The sequence below is a fragment of the Psychrobacillus sp. NPDC093200 genome (genome assembly GCF_050280345.1).
Classification (GTDB): domain Bacteria; phylum Bacillota; class Bacilli; order Bacillales_A; family Planococcaceae; genus Psychrobacillus; species Psychrobacillus faecigallinarum.
In genome coordinates, this window is sequence record NZ_JBNNVC010000001.1 from 693444 (window position 1) to 718126 (window position 24683).

Consider the following 24683-nt stretch of genomic DNA (forward strand, 5'->3'; position numbering starts at 1 on the left):
TGTACAAAAGGAGGCGTTTACTTGTCATCCTATCTATTCAAAAGAATCACTACAATGCTTATTACCATTATTGGAGTCTCCATTTTAGTGTTTATGATTATTCATTTAATCCCAGGTAATCCAGTCAATCATATACTAGGTGACTATGCGACAGAGGAGTCTATTCAAGAATTAGAATCTAGATTAGGACTTGATAGGCCAATAACCGTTCAATATGTCTCCTATATGGCGAATGCTATTCAAGGAGATTTGGGAACTTCTTTTATCACTGGATATACGGTCGTTGAAGAGATTATGAATCGAATACCAGTGACTGCCCAATTAGCATTCTATAGTATCTTATTTGGTTCGTTTTTAGGGATAGGCATAGGAGTATTAGCAGCAGTCAAAAAGAACACCATTTACGATCAGCTAGCAATGACTTTGGCTCTTATTGGTATTTCTGCACCGGGTTTTTGGATTGCTTTGTTTTTAATCCTGTTATTTTCTTATCAATTAAGTATTTTTCCAATCTCAGGGTATAGCGGGTTTTATTCGCTTATCCTTCCTTCTATCACTTTAGGTTTGGGTACCGCGGGAAGTATTGCAAGAATGACACGCTCCAGTATGCTAGACGTGATTAAACAGGATTATATACGAACTGCTCGAGCTAAAGGAGCAGGCGCGTATCGGTTAATCTTTCAACATTGTTTGCAAAATGCTGTCATACCGGTTATTACATTAATCGGTATGCAGTTCGGTTATTTGATGGCAGGAGCAGTAGTTACTGAGACTGTATATGCACTGCCAGGCCTCGGCAGTCTAATCGTTTCAGCAATATCTACCCGAGATATTCCAACTGTTCAAGGATTATTGTTATTTATGGGCTCTATTATTATACTTGTTAACTTTGTAGTTGATTTGCTTTATACCAAATTAGATCCTCGTATTCAATACGAATAAAGAGTCGTGTGAGGGGAGAGAGAAAGCTGAAATCAGTAGAAAATTCGACTATTTTAACAGCAGAATCTATTCATAGGAAATCTTCTTTAGCTATTTTTATTCAAAAAATGACGAATAACAAAGGGGCCGTCATTGGCTCCCTCATCTTACTATTTTTCATCATCACTTCAGCGTTTGCTCCATGGTTTGCAACTTATCCTGTAAATGAAATGAACTTTGAGGATAGCCTAAAGGGGCCAAGCGTAGAGCATTGGCTAGGGACAGATGAATTTGGCAGAGATATTTGGACACGCATTCTCTACGGAGGAAGAGTTTCCTTATTGATGGGGTTATTTGCAGTAGTTGTTTCAGGGACGATCGGTGTCATTTTAGGGGTTGTGGCTGGATACTATAGAAAATTAGATATGTATATCATGCAATTTATAGATATTCTAATGGTTTTTCCATCCTTACTGATGGCGATTGCAATAGTTGCAGTTTTAGGGGTAGGTCTAACGAATGCAATGATCGCAGTCGCTATATCGGCTGTTCCCTCCTTTGTAAGAGTAGTCAGGGGAGCAGTTTTAACAATAAGAGAGACGGAATATGTGGAGGCTGCTAGAGCGTTAGGGCTACGGAACTTCAAAATAATATTCAAGCATATACTACCGAATGTCACCTCACCAATCATCATATTAGCTACTTTGGAATTTGGAAGTGCCATCCTCTCCGCCGCATCCTTGAGCTTTTTAGGACTAGGAGCACAACCACCTAATCCAGAGTGGGGAGCGCTAGTCTATGTAGGAAAATCATTTTTAAGTCAAGCATGGTGGATGACCTTGTTTCCCGGACTAGCAATAATGCTAGTAGTACTAGGCTTTAACCTGCTAGGTGACGGTCTAAGAGATGCATTAGATCCAAAATCAAAATAATAATCAAACAAGGAGTGACTCAGGTGAGCTTACAGAAAATAATAGAGTCTTATGTGACGAATATTGAAGCTGACTTTGGAATTTATATTAAGCATCTACAAACAAATGAGGAAGTAAATATACAGGGAGACAAGCTATTTCAAACGGCAAGCGTGATGAAGCTTCCAGTTTTAGCAACCTTATATGAAAAAGCGTATAAAGGTGAGATTAATCTTCAACAACGAATACAGCTGACTGAACAAGACTATGTGCCAGGCTCTGGGGTATTTCAGGAAATGGAGTATGGCATAAAGCCAACGATTAAGGATTTAGCTACGATGATGATCATCGTAAGTGATAATCTTGCCACAGATAAATTATTAAAAATTCTTGGTGGGGTTAACCCAGTGAAAGAAACAATGGACAGATTAGGACTTAATAACATTTATATTAAGCATTCTATTTGGGAGCTTCTAAGCTTAAGTGTAGGAATACCGTATCAGCCATACAGCTCTGAACTTTTTGATGAAATCATTAGACGCTTGAAGGAACAGGAAATAGATTGGGAAAGTGTCGTGTATCAGCACAATAAAGAGAGCAATGTGAGTTCAGCAAAGGATATGTCTCTTTTACTAGAATTGTTCGCAAAAGGAGAGTTTGTCTCTACTAAATGTTCAAGAGAGATAATAGATATATTGCATAGACAGCACTACCAGCAACGCATTGGAGGGCTTCTGCCGCGCAATACGCCTGTAGCCAATAAAACTGGTAGTCTTGGAGCTATGTACAATGATGCAGGAGTTGTTTACTTACCTGAAGATAAAGGTCAGTATGTCATTTGTGTCTTCTCTAATGGACATTCCTTAGAATATGAGGGGGACGAGCCCATTGCTCAAATTTCCAAAATAGCATATGAATATTTCTTGGATGGGAGGTAGATTCATTGACTATCTCACTAGATTTGCTAACAGTGGAGCATGTAAATATATCTTTCAAAAATGATAAATCGCTAAATATACCAGCAGTAAGAGACTTGTCATTTCATATTCAGCAAGGGGAAACAGTTGGCTTAGTTGGAGAATCGGGCTGTGGAAAAAGTGTAACAGCACTTTCATTGATGCAGCTAGTGGAGAAAAATACGAGCTCTATTGAAGGAAACATTGTCTTTGAAGGAGAAAATCTAAATACATTTTCAGAAAAAGAGATGCAGGAGGTTCGTGGAAATAAAATCTCGATGATATTTCAAGAGCCTATGACATCCTTGAATCCAGTCCATAAAATAGGCAAGCAAATTAGTGAGGTTCTTTTTCTACATGGGTTTGCCACGAAAGCTAACAGCAAGGAAAAAACAATTGAGATTCTAAGAAAGGTAGGGATTCCTCGAGCAGAAAGCATTATAGATGAATATCCCCATCAGCTTTCGGGAGGTATGAGACAAAGGGTGATGATCGCTATGGCAATGGCATGTAACCCTAAACTCCTTATCGCGGACGAGCCTACCACTGCCTTAGATGTAACAATTCAAGCACAAATACTAGATTTGATGAAAAACTTGCAGCAGCAATATCATACGGCAATCTTACTCATAACGCATGATTTAGGAGTAATATCAGAAATGGCCGATCGGGTCATAGTCATGTATTATGGACAAATTGTAGAGCAAGCAGATGTTAGAACGATTTTCAAGAATCCAAAGCATCCCTATACAATTGGTTTGTTGAATTCTGTTCCAAATATCTATAGTGAGAGTAATGATCGACTCACTCCTATTGAGGGAAATGTCCCAAATATAGGGGCAATAAAGGAAGGCTGTCCGTTTCGTTTTAGATGTCAGCAAGTACATGCAAAATGTCATGAGCATAACCCCTCCTTATTTAAGCTCGATTCTCAGTTAGTACGTTGCTGGTTATACGAGGAGCAGGGGGTGAAAGCTTGAATAACCCTCTATTAGAAGTTGAAAACCTAAAAACTCACTTCCCTATTAAAAAGCGTTTTCTAAAAAAAGAAAAGCAATTTGTAAAAGCCGTAGACGGACTCAATTTTTACGTAAACAAAGGAGAAACACTAGGGATAGTAGGAGAGAGCGGCTGCGGAAAATCCACAATGGGCAGAAGTATTCTTCGTCTTATAGAACCTACTGAAGGTAGGATTACCTTTCAAGGCAAGGAAATAACCTCATTAAATGATAAGGACTTAAGAAAAATGAGAGGCGAAATGCAAATAGTATTTCAGGATCCCTATGCCTCCCTTAATCCTAAAATGACAGTTGGTGCTATATTAGGCGAGGCACTACAGACTCATGGTATCGCCCAAGAATTGAAGGAAAGAACAGAAAAAGTTCAAGAGCTATTGGTGAATGTAGGGCTAAGTCCGATTCACATCGACCGCTACCCACATGAATTTAGTGGGGGACAAAGGCAGCGTATTGGTATTGCGAGGGCTATCGCTGTAAATCCCTCTTTAATAATTGCAGACGAACCAGTATCTGCTCTAGATGTATCGGTTCAGGCACAAATTCTCAATCTATTTCAAGACTTAAAGGAGTCTCTAGGACTTACTTATATATTCATCGCTCATGACCTTAGTGTCGTCAAGCATGTCAGCGATAGAATAGGAGTTATGTATTTAGGAAAAATAGTAGAGCTATCTGATAAGAAAGGGTTATTTCAAAATCCACTACACCCTTATACTCAAGCACTCATGTCTGCCGTACCCTCATTAGATCCTGATATAAAAAAGGAAAGAATTATCCTAACTGGTGACGTACCAAGCCCCTCCAACCCACCAAGTGGCTGCACCTTTCATACAAGATGTCCATTTAAACAAGATGTATGTGAATCTGTCATTCCACAAGAAATCAATGTTGTTGAAGGAAGGTATGTCAGCTGTCACAAGTATGATGATCAATATAGTAAGCAATTTTAATAGTCCCCCCTGTTCTCAGAATAGAGAACAGGGGATATTGCTTTTCAAGACTTTATTTACCGATTGAAGTAACTTGAGCAAGCAGTCCATTTCTTTATTTTTTCGTTCTCCTCTCCAAATTAAACCCGAACCTCTTCTCTCTATTGATTAAAGCGACAGGTGGCGACTCCTGTGGGATGAGTGAGACAGATAAGACATCACAAAACGACGCGACAGCGACGGTGATGGCTTATCGCTCACCCTTCGGAAAGCGCCCACTTAAAGCGGAAATCAAACATACTTTGCCTCTTTTTTAAAGAGTAAGTAAATAAGTTAGTTACAAAATTATCCCTTCCCCGAACACTATTCACTAGATTGATTGAAGCGACAGGTGGCGACTCCTGTGGGATGAGTGAGATGATAAGCCATCACAAACGACGCGACAGCAACGGTGATGGCTTATCGCTCCCCCCCACGGAAAGCGCCCACCTAAAGCGGAAATCAATTACTTTATTAATTGTAAAGTATCTAAATATCATTATTTACTCTTCATTTATTCGTGTTCTTTAACATAAATGCTACAAGAATTATAAGAAAGCAGAAACTCATATTTAAAATTTTCCAAACATAGATAGCTAATTTTTCACATTCTAAATCATACAAATAGGGACTAGCACATAGATTAGAAAAGTATCAAATTATAAGTTTGTTACTTCATCTCATAGGAAGGATGCGATCCTCATATTACGACATTAGCTAATGGAAGGTGCAAAATCACACTTTTAAAAGTGAAAAACATTTGTGCTAAAGGGGGATATTAAATGAAGAAAAACCTAGTTAATAAGTTTTTTAGAGTATTTTTGGTACTAGCTATGGTCTTGACGATGTTCAGTCCGATGATAACCGCATCGGCAAACGGTGCGACAAAGCAGTTTAAACCAAATACTACTAGTGAAAGCACAATGCAGTTAAAATCAGCAATCGCTGAGCAAACAAGTTTGGGGAACGGTGGACCGAAGCTTCACAAAGACTTACAGAAACTATCGGGTAATCAGGAAGTTGCAGTTATCATACATCTATCCGAGAAACCTGTTGCTCTTGAAAAAGGTATTAGTGAACTAAAGGGAAAATCACTCTCTGCTTCTCAAGAAAATAGTATAAGAAATAAGGTAAAAGCTCAACAAACAGCAGTAAAAAAAGAAATTAGCATTAAAAAGATTACTATGAAGCAAGGATATACATTCGATACTGTTTTGAACGGTTTTGCAGCGGTTGTCAAAGCGGATGACCTTCCAAAACTATTAGATGTTAAAGGCGTGACACTAGTGGAGCCTGATGCAATCGTTTACGCATCAGAAGAACCACAAAAAACGAAGCCTGTTAAATCTACTGTCACTAAAAAAGAAGATAAATTAGATGCAAAGATGAATACAAGTATTTCATTCCTGGGCATTGAAAGACTATGGAATGAGGGAATAGAAGGGCAAGGGATTAAGGTTGCAGTATTGGATACAGGTATTGATGCAGATCATCCAGAATTTGCAGGTATCTATAAGGGTGGTAAGAATTTCATCCCTAATTCATCTACCTATACTAGAGCTCGTGCAGATAATGACGCATCGGAAACTTCACCGGCAGAACGTCCTGCAGGAACTCCAGAATTTAATGCGAAAGGAGATGCATTCTATACTTCTCATGGTACGCATGTAGCGGGTACAATCGCAGCAATAGGCGCGAATGAATACGGCATTAAAGGGATTGCTCCAAAAGTAGACCTTTACGCTTACCGCGTACTAGGTGCTTACGGCAGTGGATCTTCCTCTGGTATTGTAAAAGCCATAGATACGGCAGTAATAGAAGGAATGGATGTTATTAACCTTTCACTTGGTGGAGGAGCTAACTCAGAAACGGATAGCGGATCCTTTGCAATCAATAATGCGATGATGGCTGGCACTATTTCTGTCATTGCAACAGGTAATTCAGGTCCAAATCGTGGGACAATGGGTACTCCTGCGACATCCCGTTTAGGAATTGCTGTTGGTAACACTACTAATCCTGAAGTCATGCATAACGGAAAAGTAAATGTTACGGTTGGCGAATATAAACTTACGAAACAATTACAATTGATGGGAACTACTTTTGGTACGGATGTTTCCACTCAGCTTCAAGGCGAATTTGACTTAGTCGCTGTTCCTGGTAACGGTGAAGCTAAGGATTATAACGGGCTTGATGTACAAGGAAAAGTTGTAGTGGTTTCTCGTGGTGCGATCGCTTTTGTAGATAAAATTGCACATGCAAAGACAAATGGTGCAGCAGCAGCCATTATTCATAACTTTGCTGGAGGCTCAAATGCACCAAATGCCTCTGGAACATTCTTAGGAGATTCATTTGAATTTATCCCAACGTTTGATATGTCTCAAACTGACGGGGATGCTATTCGTGCAGCATTAGTAAATGGCGCAGGGAAGGTTTCATTCGGGGACTTTGGCTCTGCACAAACTACTGGAGATGAAGTAAATAGCTCTAGCTCACGTGGACCTTCTACACCAAATTTTGATATTAAGCCAGATGTAAGTGCACCTGGAACTAATATTATGTCAGCAATTCCTATGTATAAAGCAGATTTCCCAGATGTAGTATATGGAGAAGCGTATGACCGCAAAACGGGAACGTCCATGGCTACGCCACATATCGCAGGGATTGCGGCGCTTGTTAAACAAGCAAATCCAACATGGAATGCTTTCGATGTAAAGGTTGCTCTTTCAAATACGGCTAAAATCTTGAACACTACTAACTATGATGTGTTCGCTCAAGGTGCTGGTCGAGTAGACGCATATAGTGCTGCTCATCCGAATGTACTTGCCTATGCAATCGATCAAGCTGTTTTAGATGCAAGTGGAGAAATCGTTGAAAACTTGAAAGGAACTGTAACTTTCGGTCCGCAGTCTTTGAAGGATAAAAACATTTCTGTCACAAAACAAATTAGAGTAAAAGATTTAAAGGGTCAAGGTGGAAATTATAATGTAACAGTTGATGTGACCAAAAAGTTTGGTGATGCCAAAGTGACTGTTGATAAGCCTTCATTTACATTGGCTGGAGAGCAGGTATTAAATGTTACATTGACTGCTTCTAAAGCAACAGCTCCAAATGGCTCTGAAATTCTAGGTTATATCCGTATTAACGGTGGAGGTTCAGAGGTTTCATTGCCATTCGCCGCAGACTTCTCTGGAGTGACTGCTACAGAAATTAGAAATATGGCCATATCAGGAACTGATCTATCCTTTAATGGAGATGGTGTGAAGGATTCAGCCGAGCTTACATTTACATTGACTGGGAACGTGACAACGAACTATATCGAGCTTTGGGATATCATGGATCCTGAAGGTGGAGAATATGGTGATGGTTACATTGGTTATTTACATGCAGGTTCTTCACTTGCAGCAGGCTCATGGAGACTACCGGTTGATGGAGAGTATCAACCATGGAGTGGTGCACCTGCAACAACAATTCCAGATGGTCTTTATACAATTGACTTTAATGCTATTGCTGCATCAGGAGCTGTAAGTGCTTATGTTGGTCCTGTCGTTGTAAAAACAACAAAACCTGAAATCACGGGCTCTGTGAAGGATGGAGTGGCAACAGGGAAAGTAACAGACAAATATATAACGTATAACGAAGAATTATATTTGTATGGACTAGAATATGATTTGAATGAAAAACTAAAAGCTTCATATATTGCAACTGTTAACGGGGTGCCAGCGGAACCTGTGAAATTTAATTTGTCACAGGACGGAGCATTTACGTTCCCAGTAACAGCTGAGACTGATTCTATTAAGGTTGTTGTGAACGATGCAGCAGGTAATGTAGGGGAAGCATTGATATATGAAAGCGAAGATCCAGAACCAGAGCCAGTCGTAACACTTTCTGTTAACCCGACTGAACTTACTTTAGAAACTGGAAAAACAGCTAAGCTTTCTGTTACGGAAACTTCAACGCCAGCTGAAGGTGCACCGACAACTAAAGATGTTACTGAAGCAGCTACTTACGCTGTAGCGGACGAAAGTGTTGTAAAAGTTTCTAAAGGATTAGTAACTGCAGTAGGTAAGGGATCCTCAACGATCATTATTACTCATGGTAAAAATACATTGACTGTCAATGTGACTGTAAAAGATTCCGTTGTTATAGTACCTGGAGTGAAGCTAGTTGCAAACAAAACACAAGTTGACTTGGAGCCTAAAAAAGAAGCACAGCTAACTATTAAAGAGGTAACAACAACATCGGATGGTAAAACAAAAACACAGGATGTAACGAAAGCTGCCACTTACAAAGTAGCAGACAGTAAAGTTGCATCAGTAAAAAATGGTTTAATCACTGCTAAAAATGCAGGAAGTACAACAATTACTGTTAAATATGGCAAAAGCGAATTGACGGTTAATGTGAATGTTATAGAACCAGTCGTAACATTGACTGCTAACAAAACTGAGCTTGCTTTGGAGCCAGGAAAAGAAGCACAGCTTACGATTAAAGAAGTAACAACTGGAGCAGACGGAAAAACAAAACAGGTTGATGTAACGAAGGCTGCAACATACAAAGTAGCAGATAGTAAAGTAGTTTCTGCAAAGAATGGTTTAGTAATAGCGAAAAAAGCAGGTAGCACAACAATCACTGTTAAATACGGTAAAAATGAATTAACTGTAAATGTAACTGTTACAGAACCAGGAGTAACGTTAACTTCAAACAAAACACAGGTAGACCTGGAGCCAGGTAAGGAAGCGCAGCTGGTTATTAAAGAAGTAACAACAGGCGCTGACGGAAAAACAAAACAAGTTGATGTAACAAAATCTGCAACCTATAAAGTAGCAAATAGCAAAGTGGCTTCCGTGAGCAATGGTTTAATCACAGCGAAAAGTGCAGGTGACACAACAATCACAGTTAAATACGGTAAAAATGAATTAACAGTAAATGTGACTGTTACAGAACCAATCGTTACACTTACTACTAATACAACAGAAGTGAATCTGGAGCCAGGCAAAGAATCACAGCTGAAAATTAAAGAAGTAACAACTTCAGGTGGTAAAACAAAAGAGACAGACGTAACTAGCTTTGCAACGTATAAAGTAGCAAATAACAAGGTTGCAACTGTAAGTGGCGGGCTAGTAAAAGCTAAGGGTGTCGGTAATACAACTATTACGGTTAAATACGGTAAAAATGAATTGATTGTAAATGTAACGGTTACAGAACCGGAAGTAACATTAAGCATAGACAAAACGGAAATCAGCCTTGAACCAGGAAAAGAAACGAAACTGAAAGTGAAGGAAGTAACAACAACAGCAGATGGAAAAACAACTGAAAAAGATGTCACTGCAAACGCATCTTATAAAGTAGCAGATGGTAAAGTTGCCTCTGTAAGCAGTGGTTTAGTAAGGGCAAAAGCTGCCGGAAATACAACGATTACTGTTAAATATGGCAAAAACGAATTAACGGTAAGCGTGACGGTCGCAGAACCAGAAGTTACACTAAGCGTAGACAGCAGCCAAATCAATTTGGAGCCAGGAAAAGAAGCGCAACTGACCGTTAAAGAAGTAACAACAACAGCAGATGGAAAAACAACAGAAAGAAATATTACGACGTCCGCAAGCTATAAAGTAGCAGATAGTAAAGTGGCTTCTGTAACAAGTGGATTAGTAAGAGCAAAAGCTACAGGTGACACAATTATCACGGTTAAATACGGTAAAAATGAGCTAACAGTAAATGTTTCTGTTTCAGCTCCAGAAGTGACAATAACTGCAGATCAAACACAAATTGACTTGAAGCCTGGAAAAGAGAAACAACTGAGAATTACAGAAGTAACGACAACAGCAGATGGAAAAACAACAGAAAGAGATATTACGATAGCAGCTTCGTATAAAGTAGAAAATACTAAAGTAGCATCTGTTAGCAATGGTTTAGTGAGAGCAAAAAGCCTAGGAGAAACAATCATTACCGTTAAATATGGCAAGAAGGAAATTACAATAGCTGTTACCGTTTCAGATATAGGGAAATCCGGGAACGACGTAATAGAGAATGAGTTACATGCCACTGAACTTCCTTTACCTTTGACAGAAGTAACACTTGCTAACTAATAAAAGATGAAAAGAAGTAGCCAGATTCTGGCTACTTCTTTTTTGGGAGCAGAAAATGCAGCTTTTTATAGACAGATTTCTTATTTATGACCGTTCGCGGAGATTTATGACCGGATAGAATTTTTTATGACCGGATAGTTCGACTTTATGACCGGATAGCCCAATTTTATGACCGTTCACCATTTTTCTATATTTTTAAGGTTTTAAAAGTTTGAAAGAAGTAGCCAGTGAGAAATCATCTGGCTACTTCTTATTTTGGATCAGAAAATGCAGCTTTTTATAGAGAAATTTCTTATTTATGACCGTTCGCGGAGATTTATGACCGGATAGAAAATTTTATGACCGGATAGCCCAATTTTATGACCGTTCACCATTTTTATGGTTTTAAATAAGACGTAGCCAATGAGAAAGTGGCTACTTCTTTCTGATTAACAGTCCTATTAACGTCATGTCATTATATAGAATTATAAGATACTATAAAGTTATATATTTCAGAAAAGTCAATTAAAGGGAGGGTTAAAAATGAATGAGGGTGCAAAAATTGGGGTTGCTAATAACACCAAGGTCGGTAGAAAGAGTATTTTTAGTTATTTGGGTCCGGCATTAATTACCTCTGCGTTAGTTTTAGGGCCGGGGAGTGTGACTTTGTCCTCGAAGATTGGGGCTATTTATGGCTCGCAGCTAGTATGGACATTGATTTTAGCAGTTGTATTGATGATGGTGTATACGGAAATGAGTACGCGAATTGGAATTGCTGCGAAAGCTAGCTTCATAGGGGTTATGAAGGAGAAATGGGGATTTTGGTCCGGGCTGCTTATTGGGATTGGCGCATTTTTGGTTACGGCTTCGTTCCAGGCGGGGAATGCTATTGGAACTGGTCTTGCTATTTCCACGGTGACTAATATGAAGCCGACTGTTTGGATCATCGTATTTACGCTTATTTCTATTGGGCTATTGTTTGCAAAGCAGTTCTATCAAATTCTTGAGAAGCTTATGCTTGTTTTGGTAGTTGTGATGCTATTGGCATTCCTTATTACAGTCATTTTAGTGAAGCCATCGATCGTTGAAATTTTTCAAGGGTTTATTCCTGTGATTCCTGATGGAAGTATGGGATTGATTATTGCCTTATTTGCAACAAGCTTTTCCATAGTTGGTGCATTGTATCAATCGTACTTGGTTAAAGAAAAGGGTTGGACTCTTACAGACGCAGCCAGCGGAAAGAAGGAGTCTTTCTTAGGTATTTTCCTGCTTGGATTTATTTCTTTTTTAATCATGATCACAGCTGCCACTATCTTAAAACCACAGGGCCTAGTCGTGAATAATGCAACGGAAATGGGCTTGGCATTAGAGCCTTTATTCGGTAGCTGGTCAACTTTCGTATTTATGCTTGGGTTGTTTGGTGCTTCGTTTTCCTCGCTTATGGGAAATGCGACGATTGGCGGTTCGTTGCTGGCAGATGGATTTGGGCTAGGAAGTAACCTTTCTAATATGAAAGTAAAGCTTCTCATTATTTTAGTGATTTTGTTTGGTTCGGTTATTGGAATTGTATTTGGTTCCGCACCGCTCAATTTAATCGTCTTTGCTCAGGCGGTGACGATCTTTGTTGTTCCGTTTATCGCAATCGCAATTTTAGTTGTGGCGAATGACAAGCGAGTGATGGGCGAGTTGAAAAACAAATGGCTAAGCAATGTATTAGGAATCATTGGTTTGCTTGTGTTGATTTATCTGGCATATAACAACGTACAAAATATCTTTTTTACTTAATAGAATGGAGGACAATATGAAAACAGTAGAAGAATTAGAGAACCTGATGACGCAGCCATCTGCTGCATTGATAGATGACTTAGTGAAGCTAGAAGGAAATATTATGGTTTTGGGTATCGGCGGGAAGATGGGCCCGACGCTTGCGATAATGGCAAAGCGAGCGATTGATGCGGCAGGCTTGGATAAGAAGGTGATTGGGGTTTCCAGATTTTCGAATGGCACGCTGAAAGATGAGCTAGAGTCCGCAGGTGTTGAAACGATTGCCTGTGATTTGTTAGATGAGGATGAGCTAAAAAAGTTACCGGTAGAAAAAAATATCATTTATATGGCTGGGAATAAATTCGGGACGACTGGTAACGAGCATTTCACATGGGCGATGAATACGTATTTACCAGGTAGAGTAGCAGAACATTTTAAAGGCTCAAATATTGTGGCATTCTCTACGGGAAATGTTTATCCATTAGTTCCTGTTTATGCAAGCGGCTGCGATGAGAATCATCCTGTGGCTCCAGTCGGTGAGTATGGTCAATCGTCCTTAGGGAGAGAGCGCGTGTTTACTTATTTCTCACAAAGAGACAATACACCACTTGCTATATTCCGATTGAATTATGCAATTGATATGCGCTACGGGGTTTTATTGGAAATTGCCAAGTCCGTCTTTAATGAAACACCGCTTGACCTTTCCATGGGGCATGTCAATGTGATCTGGCAGGGAGATGCAAATGAGTATGCGATTCGTTCACTTCTTCATGCGAGCTCGCCTCCGACAATCATCAATGTGACAGGTCCAGAGACGCTTTCAGTTCGCTGGCTGGCAAAAGAGTTTGGGCGCTTGTTCGATAAGAACCCTGTGTTTGTTGGGGAGGAGCAAGAAAATGCATTACTCAACAATGCGAGTAAAGCTCATCAGCTATTTGGTTATCCACGCGTTTCTATTAGAGAAATGATTGAATGGATAGCTGACTGGGTGGCTAATGATGGAGAGACCATTAATAAGCCGACCCACTTCCAGGAGAGGAAGGGTGAATTTTAAATGGCACTAACTGACGAGCTGAAGCAGCATTTACACGATGGAGCTTTCATACCTGCTCATCCACTGGCAATCACACAGGATAAACAGCTAGATGAAGAGGCTCAGCGCCGATTAACTCGATATTATATCGAGGCAGGTGTTGGAGGAGTGGCGGTTGGTGTCCATACGACGCAATTTGAAATTCGTGATCCACAATTTAATTTGTATGAAACGGTATTGAAGCTTGCGATGGAGGAAATCGAAAAGGCAAAAATTGATCGACCATTCCTCAAAATTGCAGGAGCTTGTGGGAAAACAGAGCAGGCAATAGAAGAGGCAAATACTGCTAAAAATCTTGGCTATGATATGGTATTATTAAGTAACGGCGGATTAAATGAATATTCAGAAAATGAATTGATTGAGCGCACAATGTCAGTGTCAGATATCATCCCAGTTTTCGGATTTTATCTGCAGCCAGCTGTAGGAGGACGTGTATTTAGCTACGATTTTTGGGAGCAGTTCGCAGCTATCGACAATGTGTTCGGTATTAAGATGGCACCATTTGACCGTTATTTGACGTTAGATGTTATTCGTGCGGTAAACGCCTCTCCTAGAAGAGATGAAATTGCACTGTACACAGGTAATGACGACAATATAGTGACTGACCTATTTACAGAGTACGAAGCAGAAGTGAATGGTCAGAAAGCATCGAAACAAATTGTCGGTGGCTTGCTCGGTCATTGGTCTGTCTGGACACATAAGGCAGTAGAGCTTTTTGAACAAATAAAAGAAGCGAGAGCAAATGAACAAATTGATAAAAAGTGGTTCTTCATCGCTCAACAAGTGACGGATGCTAATGCAGCATTCTTTGATTCTAAGCATGATTTTAAGGGGAGCATTGCTGGCATCAATGAAGTGCTCAGAAGACAGGGGCTTATGAAGGGAAATTGGTGCCTGATGGACCATGAAGTGCTAAGTGATGGGCAGCTAGAGGAAATAGACCGTGTTTATGCTGCTTATCCAGAGCTGAATGATGATTCTTTTGTAAAAGAGTTTTTGGAAAAGGAAAGCGCAGTGCCTAGACTCTCTTGAAATATATGTCTAGGTAAGGAAGAGGATATCGCAGGAAAAGAAACAGCATTCTACAGACACATCAAAAGGTGTGTCTTTCTTCTATTCCAAGGGGGTGGGTTTTGTGGAAACTAGTATTAGAGTAGGTGTTATAGGGCCACAGTGGATTCGAGAAACAATGGTGAGATGCTTTGGACTTTTTCCGAATATCCAACCGATTTTTAGTTTATCGGATGAAATAGTAGATGCTAGGCAATTAACAACGGAGCTTATCGATCATGTAGATTGTTTGTTTTATTCGGGAAGAATTCCATATTTAGTTTCGAAGGATGAAATCCCTATAGAGGTTCCAGCTTTTTATATACCTTTGAAGGGAGCAGGACTTTATCAAGCACTTTATAAGCTGAAGAGCAAAAAGAGTCTATCGAATATTAGTCTAGATGGTATTCAGAACAATTACATGGAAATAGTGAAAAATAATTTAGAAGAAACGTTTACCTATCAAAGCTTTCAAGAAATCGTCTATATGGAAAACAAAGAAGATGTAGTAACCTTCCATGAAAAGAATGTGTTGGACAACCCCGATACAGTAGTGATTACTAGCTTAAAGCTAGTAAGTGAACAGCTGACAAGTATGAATATTGTAAATGAGTGGCTGAAGCCAACAGATCAGGATATTATTGTGGCAATCGAGCGAATGCTGCTTGCGACTAATCAACGAAAGCAAAAGGAAATGCAAATTATTATAGGTAGGATCTTTATAGAAAGTTCCGGGGATGTCCATGAATTTATGACGGAGCAGCAGGTACATAAACGAAGTCATGCTATTCACCGTATGCTGCTTCAATTTGCAGAGCAAATAAACGGGTATCTCGTTGCACTCAGCAGCAGTGAGTATATATTCGTTACCAATCGAGGCATTTTTGAAAGAATTACAGAGGGTTACAAATACTTGCCAATTGTCGATGAGATGAAGAAAAAGCTAGAGGTATCTCTATCAATTGGTGTAGGTTTTGGCTTCTCAGCTTTAGAGGCTGGCTCGCATGCCAGGGTTGCTCTCATTCAGGCACAGGAAAACGGAGGGGGCTGCTGCTTCATCGTCCGTGAAGATCGCAGTGTTTTCGGTCCAATTGATTTAATCGTACCAATGAAATACCCACTCACAGTGACCGATCAGTTACTGATCAGTAAAGCAGAATTTGTTGGCATGAGTGCTGCAAATATAGAAAAAACGATGGCTGTTATCAAGCGAAAACAAAAGAATGAATTCACAGCACATGAATTAGCAACTATCCTTAGCATCACACCAAGAAGTGCACATCGAATCATTCAATCCTGGTTAGACGCTGAGCTGATCAAAATCATAGGGATGGAGAAAATTTCAAGGCGAGGCAGACCGAGACAGGTATTTGCAATTATTATGAACGAGGAATAGGAGGAGCTCTATGAAAATAGGATTAATAGGTCTAGACACCTCTCACAGTGAAATATTCACGAGATTATTAAATGACCTGGACGATACGTACCACGTGAAAGGTGCTAAAATCACCCATGCCATTCCGACCTTCTCAGAGGATTTACCAATCAGCTCCAACAGATTCCCTGATTACTACCAAATTGTTATAAAAAAATACGGAGTAGCAGAGGTAGAGACAGTCGAGGAAATAATGAATGAAGTAGACGCAATCATAATTGGAACAGTTGACGGAAGAAACCATCTGGACTGGTTCAAACAGGTTGTGACCTATCGTAAGCCAGTTTTCATCGATAAGCCAGTCGTCATGAGCAGTGAGGAAATGGCTGAGGTCATGGGCCTGAGTAAAAAAAATGGAACACCGGTCATGAGCTCATCCGCTTTACGTTTTTCTGAATCAGTCATGGCTGTTAATAGGAAAGGGAATTGGAGTAGCGGCTATTTCTACGGTCCTACCCCAATGCAGGAGCAAATGCCCGGCTACTTTTGGTATGGCATTCATTTAGTAGAAATGGCTGTCACGCTTTTTGGAACAGGCGTTGAAAAAGTACAGGTCGAGTACAAGTACGATTGTCATCAGGTTCATCTGACATATAAGGATGGTCGACATCTCTTAATTCGCGGAGAATCAGAATGGCATGGCCGATTCGGAGCGGTACTTCATTCTGCAGACGATGTTCAGACGTTAAAGCTTTGGGAAGAAGAGAAACCCTTTTACGCAGGACTCGTTGAGCATATTGTAGAATTTTTTGAAACTGGGAAGGGGGCAGTTTCTTTAGAAGAAACAGCTGCGATTGTTAGGATTATTGAAGAGATTAATAAGGGGTTATAAGAGGGGGGTACCATTGAGCTAGGGCTTGAATGGTACTATTTTTATGGGGCTGAGACGTTATAGCTTCCAAACAAAAAGCCCTATGCCTCCAACTGGCACAGGGATTAACTCAAAGCAGTTTACTCCACAATCTTCCCATCAAAAGCAGCTTGATAGATCGCAGAAATTTCTTCATGTCCTAGCTCCATCGGACTTCGAGCTAATATACGCTTCTGTTTCAATGCATCCTCAGTTAAACTTTCCAAGGCACTTTCTGGAATGTCGAAGCCTTGTAAGTTAGAAGGGATTCCAACATCTTCTACTAATCTTTTTAACTCAGCGACACATTTATAGGATGCTTCCTCCTGTGATAGATTAGCAGAGCTGAAGCCCATTACATCGTATATGTCCTTCATGCGTTTTTCGCAGCTTTTACGTATGTATCCCATGACGTAAGGGAGAAGCACAGCATTGGAATCTCCGTGTGCGATATGGAACTGCCCGCCAAGCGGGTAAGCGAGTGCATGTACTCCAGCAACTCCTGCATTGAAGAAGGCAAGGCCAGCTAAATAGCTGCCGTAGCTCATATCTGTACGAGCTTGTTTATCATCACCATTCGATACAGCAGTGCGAATAGAATTGCTGATCAACCGAATTGCCTGTAGCGCTAATGCATCCGACACAGGACTTGCATTCTTAGAGATATACGCCTCAACGGCATGTGTCAGTGCATCTACTCCCGTTGCAGCAGTTACCTTCGGAGGCAAGGAAATTGTTAATGCTGGATCTACAATTGCCACGTCCGCCAATAAATAATCATGCGTCACCACGTCTTTTGTAGTTTCCAAGGACAACACCGAGATGTTTGTAACCTCTGATCCAGTACCAGAAGTGGTAGGGATTAAAATAGTTGGTAAACCTTTATGGGTAATATGCTTCGTTCCAGTTAGGTTCAAATAATCTGCCACATTACCATCATGAGAAGCTAGCACTCCTGCAAGCTTGGATAAATCCAAAGCACTACCACCACCGACGCCAATTACCATATCAAAGGCATGTTCACGTGTATAGGAAACAAGTTTTTCGCCGATTGCTAGAGGTGGCTCTGGCACTACATCTGTATATATTTGAACGTTGTAGCCAGCATTCTCTAGTGGCTCCGAGACTTTATTAGTCAATCTGATATCCTTTAAAAAAGGATCTGTGACGATTAATATTTTCTTCACTTCAAAGCGTTTCACTTCAGCTAGAAGATGGGAAAGTGAATCCCATCCTGTATAGCTGATTGGTGTAAACGTAATTTTTTCTGACATATTGCACACTCCTTACTGATTATTCCATACAACAAGCTTTGTTTCAGTCATTTCATGGATTGCATATTTTATGCCTTCCTTGCCAGTTCCGCTGTCCTTCACACCACCATATGGCATTTGGTCTACACGATAGGTAGGAATGTCATTAATCATTACGCCGCCAACCTCTAAAAGCTTCGAGGCTTTAAATGCAGTTTGAATATCGTTAGTAAAAATCCCAGCCTGTAGTCCGAAGTCCGAGTGGTTGATGGCTTCAATTCCCTCTTCAATAGAAGATATGCGACTCACCCCAACAATCGGTGCGAAAACCTCCTGACAGGAAACCTTTGAGATAGCATTTACATTTTTAAAAATAGTAGGTTGAAACACATCGTTTTCAATCTTACCGCCAGTGATGATTTCAGCACCATGCTCTACAGCTTCCTCGACCCATTCCAAAGCTCGCTCCGATTCGCTAGCAGCAATCATTGCAGAAATGTCAGTTGACTCATCGAATGGACTACCGACAACAAGCTTCTTCGTCATCTCACTAAATTGCTCGATAAACTCATCGAAAATCTCATCCATTACATACGTACGTTGTAACGAAATACAAACCTGCCCCTGGTTAGAGAAGGCACCCATCACACATTTCGGTACAATTTTAGATAAATCTACATTTTTATCGATGATTAAACCTGCGTTAGACCCAAGCTCAAGCGCCACCTTTTTTAAGCCTGCCTTATTACGAATGCCCTTACCTACTGCAGGACTACCAGTGAAAGTAATCATCTTCACCTTGTCGCTTTCAACTAAAGCATCGCCAACCTCGCGACCGCTACCAGTCACTACATTAAAAGCACCTTTTGGAAGTGCCGTTTGCTCGATCAATTCTGCTAAAAATAAAGCAGAAAGAGGAGTCTGTGAAGCAGGCTTCAATACAATCGTATTTCCTGCTGCAATAGCAGGTCCGACTTTATGTGCTACTAGATTTTGTGGGAAGTTAAAGGGAGTAATTGCTCCGATTACACCGATAGGCTCCTCGATTGTATAGCCAAATCGATCAGCGCCATTTTTTGCAGCATCCATCGGAATCATTTCTCCAGTTAAACGCTTAGCTTCCTCTGCAGCAAATTTATACGTTTCAATCGTCCGATCGATTTCTCCATACGCATATTTCAAAGGCTTTGAAGCCTCTAAGGAAATAATCTTTGCAGCTTCCTCACGATGAATTATAAATAGCTGTGTAATCTGTTCCAAAATAGCAGAGCGTTCGAATGCTGTTAAAGCAGCCATTTTCTCACGTGCACCGTACGCCACTTCAATTGCTTCATCCACTTCCTCACGAGTTGCCTGAGGTATTTTCGCTATAAGCTCTTTCGTATGAGGGGAGTACAGCTCCGCATATTTCTCTGAAGATTTCCATTCACCATTTACAAAATATTTTCTTTCCATTTGAATCATCCTTTCGTTGTGTGAGAGCCATACAAAGCTCTGGGTAACAATATATTACCACTTGCTCGTCTTAATTTCTTATGATAGGACTGATAGCAACTTTATATGATGAATTTTATCCTGTCTGGGATTGTACAAATTTTAATTAAAGATTTACAATGTTTACGTATTCATAACTTCATAAAAAGAAATGTATACGCATTCATTTTACTATAAAATAAAAACAAACTCTTTAAGTTTGTTTTACTTTTTGAGATGTGGTGCTTCTTGGAAATATCTTAACAGGTTCTGTTATTTTAACGCAACTATTATTTTTGTTTTCAATCATATCTATTAGTTTTTGTATTGCTAGGTGACCCAAATTCCTACCTGAAATGCTGCCTACCGTAGTGAGTTGAATAGAACCATGAGAGCTAAGATCTACATTGTCAATTCCAATGATGCTAACATCCTTTGGCACCTCTAAACCCATACTAATAGCATTATCCATTACATTAAGAGCGAGAGAATCACTGCCAGCACAAATTGCAGAAGGAGGATTTTTTAGGTTCATCAATTGGTGGAAGGATGCCGAAATATCGGTACTTGTTGTATCAGTGTTAAATATATATTCTGGTTTTAAGCCAATTCGCTCATCTTTTAATGCTTGACTGAATCCTTGGAAACGATGATAGAAGGTGCTAAAATTTTGTGGGCCTCCAACCCAGGCGATTAGTTCATGTCCTTGGTCAATCATATGTTTTGCAGACAAATAACCAGCCTCATAATTATCAATTTCTACAAAGTACTCATTGTTTTGATGCTTGCGATTATAGGTGATAAAGGGAACATTCATCCGCTTCAATTTTTCAAAAATAGGATCGTCATTTAAAATACAGGAGAGAATGATTCCATCCACCTTATGTTCCAAAGCAATCGTATATGCGTCATTTAGTTTATGATCGTTTACAAACTGTACTTGAATTCGATAATCCATCTGACTTGCATAATTGACAATAGCGGTCGTAGTATCCACAAAAAATGGATTATGCAATGGACCAGATAATAGAGCGATCGTTCTGGATTTGTTTTGAACTAAAGAACGTGCCTGAGCATTTGGAATGTAATTTAAATCGTTGATTGCTCTCTGAACTTTTTCAAGTGTTGGCTTCTTAACTAAATCAGGAGTATTAAGGACACGAGAAACCGTAGCCTGCGACACTCCTGCTAGTTTAGCCACATCTTTAGATGATACCAATGGGATTACCTCCAAATAGAATATTTTCTTATTCTGAGTAAATTATACAATCATTATCTATTTTTCTCACTATTTTATCTTAAAATCCATTAGACAGAGATTTGAAAAAATATAAAATGGTTGGTAGGAATTTTTTTTAGTTTACGATGATATAATATAAAAATTCAGAATATGTTGACAACAGACAAAAGAGAAAGTATATTTATTCGTGCAAACGTAAAAGTAAAAATGTAAACGTATTCATTTATTAAAAATAACATAGAAAGGACCAAAAGTGATAGGTAAAATTTTAGATTAAACTGTTTTTACTTGGTGGATGTTTAAAGTAAGACTGCGTTTTTAGTAGCAAGAAAATTAAAAAGAAGGTGATATAGTGAGCGAACTAGTTAAAGTTACTGTAAGTGACAAAGTTGCCATCATAACTATTGATAACCCTCCTGTAAATGTATTAAGCAGTAAGGTAGCACAGGGGTTGTTAGAGACATTTAGACGGATGGAGGAAGATAAAGATATAAGGGCCATTGTATTAACTGGGGCAGGACAAAAGGCATTTATGGCAGGGGCAGATATTAAAGAATTTCCTACTTGGCTTGGTCGAAATGACATGGTGGAGCATGTCGAACTGAATCATCAAGTCTTTCAATATATTGAGAGATTGGTGAAGCCTACCATTGCTATGCTGAACGGTCTCACGTTGGGGGGAGGCTGTGAACTAGCGTTAAGCTGCGACTTTAGAATAGCAGAGGAGCATGTGAAGATTGGTTTACCAGAGATTAATCTAGGGATTTTCCCCGGTGGAGGAGGAACTCAAAGATTACCAAAGCTAATAGGAATTTCGAAAGCGAAAGAGTTAATGTTCTTTGGAGATAGCATTAGTGCTGATGAAGCATTATCAATAGGCTTAGTGAATAAGGTGACAACATCAGGAACTGGTATGGCAGTTGCATTGGAATGGGCAACGAAGCTTGCAGAGAAATCGTTAAACTCTATTAAAAATATAAAAGAATCTATGGAGTGTGGCTATGAAATTTCTTTTGCTGCGGGAATCCAAAAGGAAACCGAACTTTTTTGTAAAACTTTTCATCATGTTGACGCCTATGAAGGAATAAATGCTTTTATAGAAAAGAGAAAGCCAGTCTTTAAGAATTAAAAAATTGGATTAGGATAGGGAGATGTAGGATGAGTGTATTTATGTTGTTGATTGGTTTAGCGATTCTAATCTATATGACCGTAAAGGGTATAAATATTATTATCAGTGCGGTTACAGCAAGTGCATTTGTTGCATTAACTTCTGGACAAGACATTATTGAAGCTATGACAGGTACGTATATGCAGGGCTTTACTGGTTACTTTGCTACGTACTTTTTATTGTTCCTGCTAGGGGCAATTTTTGGAAAGGTTATGGCAGAAACAGGAGCTGCAGAGGCCATTGCTGAATGGGTTATGAAAATTATTGGACCTAAAGGTGCTGTCATGGCAGTCGTGTTAGCCTGTGCCATCATGACCTATGGAGGGGTATCTTTATTTGTAGTAGGCTTTGCTGTTTATCCGCTTGCAGTTTCTTTGTTTAGAAATGCAAATTTACCAAGAAGATTTATACCAGCTGCATTAGTTTTCGGTTCTGTTACTTTTACAATGTTCTTGCCTGGATCACCTGAAATTCAAAACATTATGCCAACAGAATTTTTTGGAACAACTCCTTATTCAGGTTTTTGGATTGGTATGATTGCATCTGCATTTAACTTTATATTAGGCACTTTTTTCCTTCATTTACTGATTAGAAATGCAGTTAAAAGAGGAGAAAAATTTGAAAAATACGACTCAGATATTGAGACCGACGAAGAAAATAAAAAGAAATTACCCCATATCGTGGTTGCATTGTTACCGATAATTGTAGTAGTAGGTGGAATGGTTACGTATTCACAATTATTTAATGCCAATACTGCTGCCATTTTAGCACTTTTAGGTGCGATTATCGTTGCATGTCTGACTATGTTCAAATTCATCACTGGCTTTTGGGATGTTTTAGGAAAAGGCTCCAACGATGCAATAGTAGCTATCTGTAATACAAGTGCTGTTATCGCATTCGGTAAGGTCGCAGCTTTGACTACAGGATTCACACAAATTGTTGAAACCGTATTAGAAATCCCTGGTCCACCACTGTTAAGTATGGCAATTTGTATCAATCTTATAGCTGGATTAACAGGTTCTGCATCTGGTGGTTTAGGAATTTCACTTCCTATTTTAGCTCCAATTTATTTAAATATGGGCGTAGATCCAGGTGCATTACACAGAGTATCCGTAATGTCATCTGATGGCTTGGCATCGTTACCACACAACGGTTATATTGTTACGACTATTCGTAATATTAGTCATGAAACCTTTAAACGGGCATATCCTGCGGTAGCTCTGATGGCCGTAGTGCTCACAATGTGTGCAACTGCATTAGCTGTAATCTTATTTACTATTTTCACATAAATGCTAGTTTACTAACAAAATGAGGTGACCTGATGGAAAAAGTATATATAGTATCTGCACAAAGAACAGCTGTAGGAAGATTTGGGGGAAGTTTAAAACAATTTAGCTCTTCAGAATTATGCGCAGAAGTGATAAAAGCAATGGTCAAGGATTTGAAAGTCCCATTAGAGAAAATAGATGAAATCATTATTGGCAATGTTTATCAAGCTGGAGGGAAAGCCAACCCGGCGAGGCAAGCTGCCTTAAAGGGTGGCTTGCCTACTTCCATTCCAGCAATGACTATCAACAAGCAATGTGCCTCTGGTATGCGTTCTGTTTCCTTAGCCTATCAGCAAATAAAGGCCGGAGATGGGAATCTAATCATTGCCGGTGGAACAGAAAGTATGAGCAATGTTCCTTATATATCGAAGGAGAGTAGATGGGGAAAGAAATTAGGGGCCATTCAGCTAGAAGATAGTTTGCTACATGATGGATTAGTTTGCTCAAGTGAAAACTATCATATGGGAGTAACTGCCGAAAATGTGGCGGAACAATATAATATTTCTCGTCAACAACAGGATGAGTATGCTTTACGTAGTCAAACAAAAGCAGCTAAGGCAATTGTTAATGGTGTATTTGAAAAGGAAATTGTACCAATTGTAACAAAAAAAGAAGAATTCAAAGTGGATGAACATCCACGGGCTACAACAATAGATGCATTACAGAATCTATCAGCTGCATTTAAGGAAGATGGGACTGTCACAGCAGGAAATGCATCTGGGTTAAATGATGGTGCCTCTGTGATACTTATTGCTTCGGAGAGATTGGTTATAGAATATGGGTTAACTCCTTTAGCAGAGATAATTTCTGTTGCTTCTGCTGGGGTAGACCCAAGGGTGATGGGAATTGGACCAGTTCCAGCAACAAGGCTTGCACTAGAAAAAGCAGGCATGGAAATAGAGGATATAGATCTTATCGAGCTAAATGAAGCTTTCGCAGCACAAGCACTTGCTGTGATAGAGGAACTAAATATTAACGAAAGTATTGTCAATGTAAATGGCGGCGCCATAGCACTAGGACATCCAGTAGGAAGCTCGGGATCTAGAATTATAGTTTCATTAGTACATGAATTAATCAGAAGTAACAAAAAATATGGTCTGGCAACATTATGTATCGGTGGTGGTCAGGGTGCATCGGTAATAGTAAAAAACGTCCAATTCCAAGATTAATATATAGAAATGAGGCGAAGCAA

The 24683-nt window shown here is 39.6% G+C and carries 17 protein-coding genes; 14 read left to right on the forward strand and 3 right to left on the reverse strand.

Features of this window, described 5'->3' with window-relative positions:
- Positions 1–21: 21 nt before the first annotated feature.
- The 11 genes from ACQKNZ_RS03520 (at position 22) to ACQKNZ_RS03570 (ending at position 17011) form a co-directional block, all read left to right on the forward strand.
- Positions 22–942 carry an ABC transporter permease gene (locus tag ACQKNZ_RS03520; RefSeq protein ID WP_144540431.1) on the forward strand — a complete coding sequence of 307 codons (921 nt, stop codon included), beginning with the start codon at positions 22–24 and terminating at the stop codon, positions 940–942.
- A gap of 68 nt (positions 943–1010) precedes the next feature.
- A complete protein-coding gene (locus tag ACQKNZ_RS03525) occupies positions 1011–1853 on the forward strand; it encodes an ABC transporter permease (protein WP_427658905.1) in 843 nt (280 codons plus the stop codon).
- Positions 1854–1876: 23 nt separating this feature from the next.
- Positions 1877–2770 (forward strand): serine hydrolase, encoded by an 894-nt coding sequence (locus ACQKNZ_RS03530; protein ID WP_191696628.1) that lies wholly within the window; start codon positions 1877–1879, stop codon positions 2768–2770.
- A gap of 11 nt (positions 2771–2781) precedes the next feature.
- A complete protein-coding gene (locus ACQKNZ_RS03535) occupies positions 2782–3768 on the forward strand; it encodes an ABC transporter ATP-binding protein (protein WP_427658907.1) in 987 nt (328 codons plus the stop codon).
- On the forward strand, positions 3765–4757 hold the full coding sequence (locus ACQKNZ_RS03540; protein ID WP_427658171.1) for an ABC transporter ATP-binding protein: 993 nt from the start codon (positions 3765–3767) through the stop codon (positions 4755–4757). The genes ACQKNZ_RS03535 and ACQKNZ_RS03540 overlap by 4 nt, the downstream gene beginning before the upstream one ends.
- 800 nt (positions 4758–5557) lie before the next feature.
- Positions 5558–10858 carry a S8 family serine peptidase gene (locus tag ACQKNZ_RS03545; protein ID WP_427658173.1) on the forward strand — a complete coding sequence of 1767 codons (5301 nt, stop codon included), beginning with the start codon at positions 5558–5560 and terminating at the stop codon, positions 10856–10858.
- 522 nt (positions 10859–11380) lie between these two features.
- A complete protein-coding gene (locus ACQKNZ_RS03550) occupies positions 11381–12622 on the forward strand; it encodes an Nramp family divalent metal transporter (protein WP_427658175.1) in 1242 nt (413 codons plus the stop codon).
- Positions 12623–12638: 16 nt separating this feature from the next.
- On the forward strand, positions 12639–13655 hold the full coding sequence (locus ACQKNZ_RS03555) for an NAD-dependent epimerase/dehydratase family protein (protein ID WP_427658177.1): 1017 nt from the start codon (positions 12639–12641) through the stop codon (positions 13653–13655).
- Complete coding sequence (locus ACQKNZ_RS03560) at positions 13656–14726, forward strand: dihydrodipicolinate synthase family protein (RefSeq protein WP_427658179.1); 1071 nt, start codon at positions 13656–13658, stop codon at positions 14724–14726.
- Between the two features lie 103 nt (positions 14727–14829).
- Positions 14830–16140 carry a hypothetical protein gene (locus ACQKNZ_RS03565; protein ID WP_151111234.1) on the forward strand — a complete coding sequence of 437 codons (1311 nt, stop codon included), beginning with the start codon at positions 14830–14832 and terminating at the stop codon, positions 16138–16140.
- Positions 16141–16150: 10 nt separating this feature from the next.
- A complete protein-coding gene (locus tag ACQKNZ_RS03570) occupies positions 16151–17011 on the forward strand; it encodes a Gfo/Idh/MocA family oxidoreductase (RefSeq protein ID WP_154311415.1) in 861 nt (286 codons plus the stop codon).
- Positions 17012–17130: 119 nt separating this feature from the next.
- On the opposite strand, the gene ACQKNZ_RS03575 is transcribed toward ACQKNZ_RS03570, so the two are convergent.
- The 3 genes from ACQKNZ_RS03575 to ACQKNZ_RS03585 all read right to left on the reverse strand — a co-directional run bounded on the left by ACQKNZ_RS03575 (position 17131) and on the right by ACQKNZ_RS03585 (position 20974).
- Positions 17131–18303: an iron-containing alcohol dehydrogenase gene (locus tag ACQKNZ_RS03575; RefSeq protein WP_144540415.1), complete on the reverse strand. Its 1173-nt coding sequence runs from the start codon at positions 18301–18303 to the stop codon at positions 17131–17133.
- Between the two features lie 12 nt (positions 18304–18315).
- Complete coding sequence (locus tag ACQKNZ_RS03580) at positions 18316–19737, reverse strand: aldehyde dehydrogenase family protein (protein ID WP_427658182.1); 1422 nt, start codon at positions 19735–19737, stop codon at positions 18316–18318.
- A 232-nt stretch (positions 19738–19969) separates the two neighbouring features.
- Entirely contained in the window at positions 19970–20974 is a 1005-nt protein-coding gene (locus ACQKNZ_RS03585; RefSeq protein WP_144540412.1) for a LacI family DNA-binding transcriptional regulator, read from the reverse strand.
- 373 nt (positions 20975–21347) lie between these two features.
- Between ACQKNZ_RS03585 and ACQKNZ_RS03590 the strand changes: the two genes are divergently transcribed.
- Genes ACQKNZ_RS03590 through ACQKNZ_RS03600 form a run of 3 tightly spaced genes read left to right on the forward strand, consistent with a single transcriptional unit; the run spans position 21348 to position 24660 of the window.
- The gene (locus ACQKNZ_RS03590) at positions 21348–22124 is read left to right on the forward strand and encodes an enoyl-CoA hydratase/isomerase family protein (protein WP_427658184.1); all 777 of its coding nucleotides are present in this window, start codon (positions 21348–21350) and stop codon (positions 22122–22124) included.
- Between the two features lie 29 nt (positions 22125–22153).
- Complete coding sequence (locus tag ACQKNZ_RS03595) at positions 22154–23452, forward strand: GntP family permease (RefSeq protein WP_144540408.1); 1299 nt, start codon at positions 22154–22156, stop codon at positions 23450–23452.
- Between the two features lie 32 nt (positions 23453–23484).
- Entirely contained in the window at positions 23485–24660 is a 1176-nt protein-coding gene (locus ACQKNZ_RS03600; protein ID WP_427658186.1) for a thiolase family protein, read from the forward strand.
- Positions 24661–24683: the final 23 nt, after the last annotated feature.